The sequence below is a fragment of the Providencia stuartii genome (assembly GCF_029277985.1).
Classification (GTDB): Bacteria; Pseudomonadota; Gammaproteobacteria; order Enterobacterales; family Enterobacteriaceae; genus Providencia; species Providencia zhejiangensis.
Map to the genome: position 1 here is coordinate 2518240 of NZ_CP119546.1, position 12569 is coordinate 2530808.

10 protein-coding genes and 1 pseudogene are annotated in these 12569 nt (G+C 37.4%); 9 read left to right on the forward strand and 2 right to left on the reverse strand.

Annotated features, from left to right (window positions below; translation table 11 throughout):
• Window position 1 precedes the first annotated feature (1 nt).
• The 9 genes and pseudogenes from P2E05_RS11000 to P2E05_RS11040 form a co-directional block, all read left to right on the forward strand.
• Complete coding sequence (locus P2E05_RS11000) at window positions 2-1924, forward strand: phospholipase D-like domain-containing protein (RefSeq protein ID WP_272658103.1); 1923 nt, start codon at window positions 2-4, stop codon at window positions 1922-1924.
• A complete protein-coding gene (locus P2E05_RS11005; protein WP_276122741.1) occupies window positions 1925-2890 on the forward strand; it encodes an SEL1-like repeat protein in 966 nt (321 codons plus the stop codon).
• A gap of 2 nt (window positions 2891-2892) precedes the next feature.
• On the forward strand, window positions 2893-3882 hold the full coding sequence (locus tag P2E05_RS11010) for an SEL1-like repeat protein (RefSeq protein ID WP_276122742.1): 990 nt from the start codon (window positions 2893-2895) through the stop codon (window positions 3880-3882).
• Window positions 3883-3956: 74 nt separating this feature from the next.
• Entirely contained in the window at window positions 3957-4874 is a 918-nt protein-coding gene (locus tag P2E05_RS11015) for a DUF6396 domain-containing protein (RefSeq protein WP_420794211.1), read from the forward strand.
• A gap of 2 nt (window positions 4875-4876) precedes the next feature.
• Window positions 4877-5866 (forward strand): SEL1-like repeat protein, encoded by a 990-nt coding sequence (locus tag P2E05_RS11020; protein WP_272658101.1) that lies wholly within the window; start codon window positions 4877-4879, stop codon window positions 5864-5866.
• Window positions 5867-5868: 2 nt separating this feature from the next.
• The gene (locus tag P2E05_RS11025) at window positions 5869-6858 is read left to right on the forward strand and encodes an SEL1-like repeat protein (RefSeq protein ID WP_272658100.1); all 990 of its coding nucleotides are present in this window, start codon (window positions 5869-5871) and stop codon (window positions 6856-6858) included.
• A 12-nt stretch (window positions 6859-6870) separates the two neighbouring features.
• Window positions 6871-7134, forward strand: coding sequence for a PAAR domain-containing protein (locus tag P2E05_RS11030; protein WP_251464284.1), 264 nt, complete (start codon window positions 6871-6873; stop codon window positions 7132-7134).
• The gene (locus tag P2E05_RS11035) at window positions 7131-8255 is read left to right on the forward strand and encodes an alkaline shock response membrane anchor protein AmaP (RefSeq protein WP_251464286.1); all 1125 of its coding nucleotides are present in this window, start codon (window positions 7131-7133) and stop codon (window positions 8253-8255) included. The genes P2E05_RS11030 and P2E05_RS11035 overlap by 4 nt, the downstream gene beginning before the upstream one ends.
• A gap of 439 nt (window positions 8256-8694) precedes the next feature.
• A pseudogene (locus P2E05_RS11040) lies at window positions 8695-9056 on the forward strand (Arm DNA-binding domain-containing protein); the annotation flags it as partial.
• Window positions 9057-9440: 384 nt separating this feature from the next.
• On the opposite strand, the gene P2E05_RS11045 reads toward P2E05_RS11040, so the two are convergent.
• Window positions 9441-11006, reverse strand: a complete 1566-nt coding sequence (locus tag P2E05_RS11045; protein WP_272657358.1) for a DKNYY domain-containing protein — start codon at window positions 11004-11006, stop codon at window positions 9441-9443.
• 851 nt (window positions 11007-11857) lie between these two features.
• On the reverse strand, window positions 11858-12001 hold the full coding sequence (locus P2E05_RS11050) for a hypothetical protein (RefSeq protein ID WP_154635653.1): 144 nt from the start codon (window positions 11999-12001) through the stop codon (window positions 11858-11860).
• Between the last annotated feature and the right edge of the window lie 568 nt (window positions 12002-12569).

Sequence of the window (12569 nt, forward strand, 5' to 3'; positions counted from 1 at the left end):
TATGTCTGGAGGTAATTGGAGCCAATTCCCGCTAGGAGTTCAACTCCCAACATCAGCAACGCCACCGATGATTGATATACCAGTATCAAGTTGCATGGTGGCACATGTGACGCCAAGCTGGATACCTGAACGCACGAAATACCCCATGAGTTTATTTACCTATGCACCATTAATTAATGGACAACAAACCTTTGCTGCCGTTGCGGAAGCTATTCGTAAAGCGAAAAAAAGTATTGATATTATTACATGGGGCTTTCAACCCTCTATGTATTTTGAACGTAGTTCGGATGCCCGAGAAGGTCAATATCCGATGATTGGCGAGTTGTTAGAGCAAAAGGCCAATGAAGGTGTGCAAGTGCGTGTACTTGTGTGGTTTGATCATGTGGGAAAACATTTTGAGAAAAGCTTTCCCGGTTGGGGGAAACAAGTGATATCGCCATCCCAACTCAATGATTTTCTTGTCTTTGGTGCAAAGCTCGATTATCAAACCCAAAAACAATATCAGTTTGATATCGCTTGGAACCGTAAAGTTCATATGGGCCTTGTCAAAAACTTGTCAGTACGGACTCGTGATATTACAATGAGTATACCTGATTCGCGATTAAAAGATGTTACGGCGCGAACCAATCATCAATTTTCGAGTCAAGAAACTGAGCTAAGTGCTCGCTGGGCTGCTTTAGCGGCTGGTTCAACGCATCATCAAAAAGCGGTTTTAATCGATTATGAAGAGCCTGAAAATGCGATTGGTTTTGTGATGGGGCACAATATGCACTCGGAATATTGGGATCAAGATGCACATGCCATCACTCGTTATAAGGAAGAGTCATGGCTTGGTCGCGATGGCGTAACTGCGTGGCAGGATACCTCAAACTGTGTGTATGGTGAGCTACTGTATGATTTAAATGATAACTTTGTGTCGGCGTGGAAAAAAACTGATGGTTTTTTCGCCAGCAAAGGTGACGATGTAGAGCAACTTGCACAGAGAGAAAGTCGCTCACGATGTGACTATATCCCGACACCTGAGCATATCAAAAAACTCAACGCCCATTACACATTTTTAGCCAATAATCCTTTAGTTCCCACGGGCGGAAAAATTTGCCGAACCCAGCCACAACACGATGAATACGATATATTAAAAGCCTATGATCATGGTGTTAAACATGCCCGTAACTACATCTATTTTGAAAACCAATATTTTCGTTTGTCATCTATAGCGACCAATTTACGGGATATGGTTGAAGAACGAAACCGACGTTTTTTACAAGCTGCTGAAACTGACAGCAAATTACAAAGCATTAAACCACCTCCGTTCTATCTTTTTGTTGTCACTAATTCAACGGAAAAACCCTCTGTCGGAAGTTCGAATGAAGTAGGCGGTTATCAAACTTATAAGATGTTAGAACAACTTGGTCGTCGAGATTTAATGAAAGAGCACGTTTACGATCAATCGTTCAAACCTAAGTCGGGTTATTGGGGGGTCTATATTCGAAGTGAAGATATCAAAAGCCCTGATGATATTCAGCCTGAAAAAATTGAGGGGCTAGAAACAATGATCTGTACACTTGTCTCTCCTGATTCGGATAGATGGCAGCAAGTGTATGTACACAGTAAATTAACTTTAGTCGATGATACCTTTTTAATTCAAGGCTCTGCCAATATTAATTTACGCAGCATGGCATTCGACAGTGAAATCGCCGTGATATTGCAAGATACCGATGATTTTCCAATTGTGAAGCCGTTAAGGGAAAAGTTATGGGGATTGCATAAGAGGACTGGGAGTGTTTCTAGTAGCTTAGATACAGAATTTGAAAAATGGAAAGATCTTCTTGCTGATAATAAAGAAAATAAAAAAGATAAAAAACAACCAGTAAGTTCTCTTCTTCCCTTCGAGGATAAAACTATTAGTTTAAAAAATGCGGATTAAATGATGAACATAAAAATAAACATCGCATTATTATTGGGATTTATTCTGCTGATGGGCTGTAAGCCTATTGATAAAAAGGACGTCACTGTGACTCAAAAAGCCAAACCCGATTTAACCTTCACCTGCGTGTATGAAAAAGACACGCTACCACCCGTTGATCCGGAAGCGGATATTTGGTTTAAACAAGCACGTGAACTTGAAAAAGTGAATAAACATCAACGAGATTATACCAAAATTGGTGATCTCTACCGCAAAGCCGCGGAGCGTAATCACCCCAAAGCCATGCTTAACTTAAGCAATTTAATCAGTTATGGCAAAGTGCCACCAATAGCAGGAAAAGGTCCCGCACAAGAGGTGTGGGATATTATTCAAAAAATGGCTAAATTGAACATCAGCTATGGTTATTACCAAATGGGACATTATCTAGACACGGGTTATGGTGTAGCTGCTGATAGAACGAAAGCGTTAGCGTATTTTCGTCAAGCTGCAGATTTAGGTAATCCAGAGGCTCAATATGTGATTGGAGATATACTTGTTTCTCAACGCTTATCGGACAGAGATAACCCTGCCTATCAACCCGAAATAGGAAAAAGTATGTTGGATTGCGCAGCTAAACAAGGTAATGGGGAAGCTGCGCGTCGATTTGCTACATACTCTTTTAATGTGGAAAATAATGTTGATACTACCTTAATATACTATCAACTAGCAGTTAAAAATGGTTTGCGTAGTGCTGCATCTAGGTTAAATCAAGTTTTTGACCCAAATACAACTCCAAAAGATTATTACTATCTAGGTGTAAAACCAGATCTTGAACGTTCTGCTCGTTATGAAGCTATTGCTAATGAGATTAGAAATAATCCCGAGGCACGCTTTCCCGATATCGATAAAATCGTACCCCTCCCCCCTGCTGAACTCCCTGAATGGGATGGTACGTTTGAATATAAAAAACAGGTTGAAGGACAATAATCATGACTTGTTCCTTTTTATCCTCTAACCATCTAGCCAGTCAATATGCTGTCGTCGTATTAGGCTTGCTATTGATGGGTTGTAAACCCATTGATAAAAAGGACACCATTGTGACTCAAAAAACAGAACCTGATTTAACTTTCACCTGCGTGTATGAAAAAGACACATTGCCTCCCGTTGACGCTGAAGCCGATGTTTGGTTTAAACAAGCCCGTGAACTTGAAAAAGTCAATAAATCTCAACGGGATTATGCTCAAATTGGTGCACTCTACCGTAAAGCCGCAGAGCGAAATCATCCTAAAGCCATGCTGAATCTCAGTAACTTAATTAGTTATGGCAAAGTGCCTCCGATTGAAGGTAAAGGTTCTGCACAAGAGGTATGGGACATTATTCAAAAAATGGCAAAATTAGACATCAGCTATGGTTATTACCAAATGGGACACTACCTCGATACAGGCTATGGAGTCGTCGCTGATCGTACTAAAGCTTTAGCCTATTTTCGCCAAGCGGCTGATTTAGGTAATCCAGAAGCGCAGTATTTTATTGGTGATATCTTTATATCACAACGAGTTTCAGATAGCGATAATCCAGCTTATCGTCCCGATATTGGTAAAAAAATGCTTGCTTGTGCCGCGCAACAAGGACATGGAGAAGCCAGTTATAATTTAGCTGCGTACTCAAGAGATGTAGAAAAAAATATTGATAATACTTTAAAGTTTTTTCAAATTTCCGCAAGGAACGGGTATCGAATGGGAGCTTCTATGCTAAGTAAAGCATTTTCTCCAAATTCAACACCTAAAGATTATTATTATTTACCAATTAAACCTGATCCAGAACGCTCAGCCCGTTATGAAGCAATTGTCAAAGAAATCGATGCTTCTGACGAAACCGCCAAGTTCCCCGATATCGATAAAATCGTACCCCTCCCCCCAGCTGAACTCCCTGAGTGGGATGGGTCCTTTGAATATAAAAAACAGGTTGAAGGACAATAATCATGACTTGTTCCTTTTTATCCTCTAACCATCTAGCCAGTCAATATGCTGTCGTCGTATTAGGCTTGCTATTGATGGGTTGTAAACCCATTGATAAAAAGGACACCATTGTAACTCAAAAAACAGAACCCGATTTAGCCTTCACCTGTGTGTATGAAAAAGACACGCTACCACCCGTTGATCCGGAAGCGGATATTTGGTTTAAACAAGCGCGTGAACTAGAAAAGGTCAATAAATACCAGCGGGATTATAAGCAAATTGGTGTGCTATATCGTAAAGCAGCCGAGCGAAATCACCCCAAAGCCATGTTGAATCTCAGTAACTTAATTAGTTATGGCAAAGTCCCCCCGATTGAAGGCAAAGGCCCCGCACAAGAGGTGTGGGACATTATTCAAAAAATGGCAAAATTAGACATCAGCTATGGTTATTACCAAATGGGACATTATCTCGATACGGGTTATGGTGTACCTGCTGATAGAACGAAAGCGTTAGCTTATTTTAGGCAGGCTGCCGATTTAGGCAGCCCAGAAGGGCAATATGTTATTGGTGATATTTTTCTCGCTCAACGTTTATCAGATAAAGACAATCCTGCTTATCAACCTGAAATTGGAAAAAAAATGCTTGCTTGTGCTGCTCAACAAGGTAATAAAGAAGCTGCATTTACAGCAGCGATGTTTTATAAGAGTGTGGAAAAAAACTTTGACATAGCATTAGAATTTTTTCAATTAGCATCGGAAAATGGACATAGAATCTCAGCTTCAATACTCATTGATACATTTAAAATAGACACAACACCAAAAGACTATTATTACCTAGCGGTTAAACCAGACCCAGAACGCTCAGCCCGTTATGAAGCAATTGTCAAAGAAATGGATGCTTCTGACGAAACCGCCAAGTTCCCCGATATCGATAAAATCGTTCCCCTCCCCCCTGCTGAACTCCCTGAGTGGGATGGGTCCTTTGAATATAAAAAACAGGTTGAAGGACAATAATCATGACTTGTTCCTTTTTATCCTCTAACCATCTAGCCAGTCAATATGCTGTCGTCGTATTAGGCTTGCTATTGATGGGTTGTAAACCCATTGATAAAAAGGACGTCAATGTGACTCAAAAAACAGAACCCGATTTAGCCTTCACCTGTGTGTATGAAAAAGACACGCTACCACCCGTTGATCCGGAAGCGGATATTTGGTTTAAACAAGCGCGTGAACTAGAAAAGGTCAATAAATACCAGCGGGATTATAAGCAAATTGGTGTGCTATATCGTAAAGCAGCCGAGCGAAATCACCCCAAAGCCATGTTGAATCTCAGTAACTTAATTAGTTATGGCAAAGTGCCTCCGATTGAAGGTAAAGGTCCTGCGCAAGAAGTATGGGATATTATCCGAAAAATGGCTAAATTAAACATCAGTTACGGTTATTACCAAATGGGACATTATCTCGATACGGGTTATGGCGTGGCGGCTGACCGCACAAAAGCTTTGGCTTATTTTCGCCAAGCGGCTGATTTAGGTAATCCAGAAGCGCAGTATTTTATTGGTGATATCTTTATATCACAACGAGTTTCAGATAGCGATAATCCAGCTTATCGTCCCGATATTGGTAAAAAAATGCTTACTTGTGCCGCGCAACAAGGACATGGAGAAGCCAGTTATAATTTAGCTGCGTACTCAAGAGATGTAGAAAAAAATATTGATAATACTTTAAAGTTTTTTCAAATTTCCGCAAGGAACGGGTATCGAATGGGAGCTTCTATGCTAAGTAAAGCATTTTCTCCAAATTCAACACCTAAAGATTATTATTATCTACCAATTAAACCTGATCCAGAACGCTCCGCCCGTTATGAATTAATAGTCAAAGAAATTGACGCATCTGACGAAACAGCCAAGTTCCCCGATATCGATAAAATCGTCCCCCTCCCCCCAGCTGAACTCCCTGAGTGGGATGGGACCTTTGAATATAAAAAACAGGTTGTAGGACAATAATCATGACTTGTTCCTTTTTATCCTCTAACCATCTAGCCAGTCAATATGCTGTCGTCGTATTAGGCTTGCTATTGATGGGTTGTAAACCCATTGATAAAAAGGACGTCACTGTGACTCAAAAAACAGAATCCGATTTAGCCTTCACCTGTGTGTATGAAAAAGACACATTACCTCCCGTTGATCCTGAAGCGGATATTTGGTTTAAACAAGCTCGTGAACTTGAAAAAGTCAATAAATATCAAAGAGATTATACGCAAATTGGTGTTCTATACCGTAAAGCCGCAGAGCGTAACCATCCTAAAGCGATGATTAATTTAAGTAATTTAATCAGTTACGGTAAGGTGCCACCGATTGAGGGAAAAGGTTCAGCGCAAGAGGTTTGGGATATTATCCAAAAAATGGCTAAATTAAACATCAGCTATGGTTATTACCAAATGGGGCACTATCTTGATACAGGCTATGGTGTTGTAGCCGACCGCACAAAAGCGTTAGCCTATTTTCGCCAAGCAGCGGATTTAGGTAGCCCCGAAGCTCAATATGTCATTGGGGATATATTTGTTTCTAAACGAGTATCCGATAAGAAAAATCCTGCATATCATCCTGAAATAGGTAAATCCATGTTAGATTGTGCATCTATGCAGGGGCATGGAGATGCGGCATATCGACTCGCTAGTTATATGCGCAATGTTGAAAAAAATAATATTAAAGCTAGTATTTATTTCCAGTTATCAACAAAAAATGGAAATCGTGATGCCGCATCAACCCTCTCTGATGTATTTGATTTAGCGACTACATCAAAAGACTATTATTATCTAGCGGTTAAGCCAGATCCGGTACGCTCAGCTCGCTATGCGGCTATAGTCAAAGAAATTGACGCATCTGACGAAACCGCCACATTCCCCGATATCGATAAAATCGTTCCCCTCCCTCCCGCCGAATTACCGGAATGGGATGGCACGTTTGAATATAAAAAACAACAGGATAACCAATAAAAGGATCTTAACATGCGCGCACTTGTTCGATTAGGTGACAAAACTACTCATGGCGGCGAAGTTATTTCCGCTTCTGGCTCGATGATGTACGGTAAGCCCATTGCCTTAGTGGGAGATAAAGTCAGTTGTCCGAAAAAAGGACATGGTGTCAATGCCATTTTACCCGGATCAACGCGCATTTTAATATCCGGTCGCCAAGCGGCATTGAATGATTTTCAAACCGAATGTGGCTGTACCCTCATTGCGAGCCTTTCCTCGTCAGGTGAACAGTCATGATGAGTTGGAAAATCCCCTCTTTAGAGCATCCACCAGAGCCTCCATTACCGCGTGTGGGGCTTTGGTTGTTTTTGGTTGTTCTCATTGGTATTGCTGGATTTGGTATTGGCGTGTATTTATCTTCAATTACCTTATTGTCTAGCGAAATCAGTAACAATCAAATAATCGCTTTATTTGTTGTTCTTCCGGTGATCATTATCTTGTTCATCCGATTACTTGTTTATTCAATCACGGCTTATCGTCATCAACTTTTTACGAATATGTTAGATGACGCCCACAATGAATGGCGTTATTGGGCGGGTAAGCACCTTGGATTATTAACGCATTCACGATTAACTCAAATCGATGAAGAGAAACTAGAGGGCGTACCTTTATCTTCATTACCAATCAATAAAGATAATATATTGACACTAAACGCCTTGAAATCCCTTTCTTCATGGGAAAAACAAGAAACGGCGATACAAAAATTGCTTGCCCCAATCGCGGCATTTTATCATCAACACGCTCTCACACAGCCGATAACACTGTATTGGCAAGCAGAAGAAAGTGGGACTAATTGGACGGAACTTATTGAGCAGGAAGCTGCTCGCCTATCATTGCCACTTGAATCTGTTGAAATATTACCATACATGTCTCTCAGTGAATGGCTATTGACACTGTATGAAAACTCCTTTGAACCTAAGTTATACGCTATTTTAGCATTTCAATTAGACTCAACGGCAAGTGAAGAGGCCGCTAGTCTATTACTCGCCCCTCAAGGATTCTACGAGAGTTTAAGAGTACCTATCAAAGCGAAGATCCTGCGCCCAATATCTACGGATAAAGAATCTTTTTCTGATGCACTGAAAACACAATGTGAATTTCAATTAAGTGGAGAGCAATTAACCGCCATCTGGCATAGTAATATTAGTGATAATAATAAAGGGGAATGTATTCAGGGTTATATTCAGCAAAACATGGCTTGTCTTTCTGAATATTTTTATGATGCTGATGCCCTACTAGGGATAAGCGACTTAGCAAGGTATGGAGTGGTGTTGTCTTTAGCAAGTGAATCACCACAACCTGTACTCATTACTCATCAAAATGGGAACAATCTGTTCTTACAACAATTAGTTACCTAACACCACATACCAAGAAATGGGTATTAATGAATAGTCTAGAGTTACGCTTTTATTCAGGTGCTCCCTATTATGAATAGCCTTTATGCTGATATACTTTTACTTAGATAATGTTATCAGCACTAAGTTTAATACGATACTTTTCTCTAAATGAGTACACCGCTGAGTACAAAATATAAACCTTAAAATAAAATCATTATGATTCAATTAAATAACCTAAACCTAACGGTTTAATGTGTAAGCCTATACTCTAGTTTTAGATTGTCTCATTAAGCATCATTTAAAAACAGCATAAAATTCATAATATTACTATGGTTTTATGCTGTTTAATGTCTCACTGAATTTCATGAAAACTCACACCTAAATAAATATATTGCTTATTTATCTTCTCTTTTTTCAGTGAATATAATTATATAAATCCACATAATTACTTGAATTTATTATATTTACTGACACAAAATACAGAACAGCAAAATCTAAAGAAAAACTTTCCGTATCAATGACTTCAACGGTTTGTACCTTGAAGTGATACCTAATGGTAAAAAAGCTGGCAGTTTCATTTTCAAATAAATGGAAAATCGAGCATGCTGGCATTAGGCAACTACCCATTGGTAACACTAGCTGAAGCCAGATCTAAATGTGATGGATGCTAGAAAACTCGTCTCAGAAGGGATTAATCCAACACAAGCTAAGCAACTAGATAAGATCAGAAAAGCGAACGAATCTGCAAATACATTTCAAATCATCGCAAAAGAATGGTTGCAAATGAAAGATTGGGCTGATGTGACCAAATACCGTCGCCTTTGATAGACCCTGTAAATAATTCTGTGTATCTGTAATTTCTTACGGCCATAAGCATAGTAAAATCGTTAATGTTAACTTCTCCATTACAATATAGAGAATCTAACTATAATCATCCTAAATTTTCATAAAGAGAGGCTAATAATATATTATTTAATTAAAGGCGCTGTATATTTATTCACTGACAAAATAGTTTCAATAGTAATAGACTGTTATCTCTAACACTCGAAAGATAAGAAAAGATTAATTTCAAAGAGAACAGTATGATGTGATTGCTAGAACAACAATGCTATCAAGTAAATGATGAGCAATGCATAACTTCTTTTAGCGAGTCATCATGATAATAAGTGACCTTGGCCACTTATTATCTAAATACTCATTGTTGAATTAACCAAAAGTGTAATAACGCTCAACATCCTTTTCCGCATACTCTTGGTGTGTATATCGATGCTCTTCGTAGTAATAATAATTTTTATCACGCCCAATAGTAGGCTTAATCACTGTAAAGGTCTCAACATCAACACCTTCAAGTAAATGTGCCTGACACCAGATGTTTTGCCCAACACGGCAAAAATTGCTTTTTGGATAAAAATATAATTCACCATCATCAGGTAGTGTTAATGGTTGAAGTTGTTGATTGAAGTACCATATATGCTGCTTATCACGCCAATAAGCCCCATGATAAACATCAATGAGTTCTACTGTTGACGCATCAGCGTTCTCTATATTTTTCCAACAAATCCTAACATTGTTAGCATCTTTCACTAACCCTAAACGCCAATCAACAATTTCAAAACTGTGGGGATCGAAACCTTCTAATAATTTTGTTCCCTCCCAGACATGTTTTTTATCGAGATAATAATTTTCTTGTTGGCGAAATGTTGCTGCGTCAGCATGTTCTAACACACCGTTATAATAAAAGACTTGATTACCCGATATTGAAAATATGTTGTCAAATTTTGTCACAGTACGAGGGTCGACTCCTTCAATTTTAAAAACTCCCTGCTGGTGGTTTGAGCCGTAAAAAGCATTTTTATCGATATAATGGCTATCATTGATTTTTTGAAAAGTTGCCATATCCACGGTGATAGCGCCAAGCTTAAATTGACGATTTTCTATCACAGAAAACCATAATGTATTGTCAATTTGTAATATAAAGTCAGTGTCGTAATCCCCCTCAAGCAAACGAATCGTTTTTCCTAATAAATTCGTATCTATCAATATGGGCATATTTAACGATAGTTTAGGATGCAGCCATACCGAATTATTGTCAGAATAGATATTGTTTAAACTATCGGTAAATATGCGCTTAAACGTGAAAGGATTAGCATTAGGCAATACCTCATTTTCCCAGCTAACAACCTGAGTTCCATTAGAGAAGAAATCTGTGTTTTTAATATGAATACGGTTATCTGGGGTCGCATTACGCAAATATATATTGTACTGACGTTTAGTTTGATTCCATAATTTGCTATCAATCCATTTTTTTATATTATCTTCACTGGCATCCTCAAGCTCTTGCAACCACTCCTGTGCCCAGTTTGGAGTATCAAAACGAGTGACTTTATCTGATAGGGTTGATTTGTCTTTTTCAACAATCAAAGTACCTGCGATATTTTCACCATATATTACCGTCGCGGTAGTATTTCTTGCGACAAAAGAGGCCGTTGTTTTTAAAATCTCAACAAGATGTAAAATATGATCACTAAGCTCATCCGATACTAACCATAATCCACAACGTAAAACTGCCTGCTGTTTATCATGTAACAACAAAAAGCGTAATTCATCTGAAGGGGCATTGAGATAAGTTAAAAACGATTGAGCAATGGTTTGTTGCTGTAATTTCTGGGTATGACCTGATGCTTCTGCTATCGTAAATTCTGATTTTAACCAACGATCAAAGGCTGCCCGTGATAAAGGTATTTCTCCAAATAAATACTGCGGTTCTGCCATAATATATTCCCTCTTACTAACGCATATGTTCTATCGTCTTGTCTCCCTAAGAGTAAGTAAACCTACATTTCCCTTCAATAAATAGCCATCGATAAAGGAATATACCTCAAATGCAATTTAGGGGGAGAGACAAAGATGTCAGTGTCTTTTAATGATAACCGTGCATCATGGATAGACAATAAATTGACTTAGGCAACAATATTACCCGTTATTTTGTTAGTAGGGAAAATATTTTTTAGAAACCGCTTAGCGTTTCGTGAATAAATCTGCGCCTTTGTATTCATGATATAGAGAATGGCATTTAAAATTAAATTAACAAAAATATCACTTTAAATACATTTGACCATCATCATGATAAATAGACTAACTTAATTACCCCCTAATAAGCAAACATAATTATGATATTTAATCATAAGAACTACTCAAACAAAAAGCACACGATAAAAGATATCATATCAGTTTGCTTTTGTTATATTACCCACAGTAAAATCCATTACATGGGGCTAGTGACAATGACTTTTTTTGTATTTATCATTAAGAATAGACTCATTATTAAATATACTAAAAAATCATTGAGTGAATATACATAAATCTTATTCAGTTATTTTATAGACATCATGAGCCATTCTCATTACTCTCACATTTTCTCCTATAATTCCAATGGTATTCCTCCTTCTATTTTGCTTGTTTTTTGGATTAACTTTAATATCCAAGATATTGAAACAACAATATCAAATAGCATTTTCTATGCTTCTATATAGGAATTTAATTTTCAATATAAACAATACTATTATCTGTTCATATAGCACCAATCATCAATTCACTTTATAATGAATTGATTGAGTTATATTTTAACGTTCTACAGCTGTATCATTGTTTGATAAGATTTCTTGACTTGAACTTACCTCACCCTCTTCATTATTGATGATGCTATCTTGACATGCTAATAAAAAAGTCGTTAATAAAACCATTATCACCATTGTTATTTTATTCATAAATTCACCTCATCACATTTAATTATCACCATTAATTGATTTTTCTATTATCGATAATCCATAAAAACATTTTATTAAAATCATTATTCATTCTTAAAATGATACCCATATTTAATATTTATATAACAATAAAATACCGTTAATGGGATCCACCACTAGAGATAAAATTCCTCTTTGATATCTGTAGTTCTTTAAACTATAGCATAGAATATAAAAAACACCTTTACAGTAAAAAATAAAAACAAATAGCTTTGCAGAAAATAAAACAGGAAGAAAAACCTTATATTTAATACTTATTATGATTGATATCCGTATATTCTCTCACTAATGACTTCATTTTCTTATCTTTATCATAAAACATAACAATAAAAACTGTTATTAAGTGAGCACATGAAAAAAGTTTCATCTTATTGATATTATCATTTAATTAATCAGTAATTTTATGTCTATATTTTATTAATCATCATAAATATTAAAGCCTATTATTAGTTATAGAGTAACATTGATTATATCAGCCTTTATTCTTATGCATCGATTTTACTCGTTATATCATGACTCGTGTTATTGA

Coding starts and splice junctions, on each gene's coding strand:
- P2E05_RS11005 (WP_276122741.1), top strand. CDS start 1,925: ATGATGAACATAAAAATAAACATCGCATTATTATTGGGATTTATTCTG.
- P2E05_RS11015 (WP_420794211.1), top strand. CDS start 3,957: ATGGGTTGTAAACCCATTGATAAAAAGGACACCATTGTAACTCAAAAA.
- P2E05_RS11010 (WP_276122742.1), top strand. CDS start 2,893: ATGACTTGTTCCTTTTTATCCTCTAACCATCTAGCCAGTCAATATGCT.
- P2E05_RS11000 (WP_272658103.1), top strand. CDS start 2: ATGTCTGGAGGTAATTGGAGCCAATTCCCGCTAGGAGTTCAACTCCCA.
- P2E05_RS11050 (WP_154635653.1), bottom strand. CDS start 12,001: ATGAATAAAATAACAATGGTGATAATGGTTTTATTAACGACTTTTTTA.
- P2E05_RS11030 (WP_251464284.1), top strand. CDS start 6,871: ATGCGCGCACTTGTTCGATTAGGTGACAAAACTACTCATGGCGGCGAA.
- P2E05_RS11035 (WP_251464286.1), top strand. CDS start 7,131: ATGATGAGTTGGAAAATCCCCTCTTTAGAGCATCCACCAGAGCCTCCA.
- P2E05_RS11025 (WP_272658100.1), top strand. CDS start 5,869: ATGACTTGTTCCTTTTTATCCTCTAACCATCTAGCCAGTCAATATGCT.
- P2E05_RS11020 (WP_272658101.1), top strand. CDS start 4,877: ATGACTTGTTCCTTTTTATCCTCTAACCATCTAGCCAGTCAATATGCT.
- P2E05_RS11045 (WP_272657358.1), bottom strand. CDS start 11,006: ATGGCAGAACCGCAGTATTTATTTGGAGAAATACCTTTATCACGGGCA.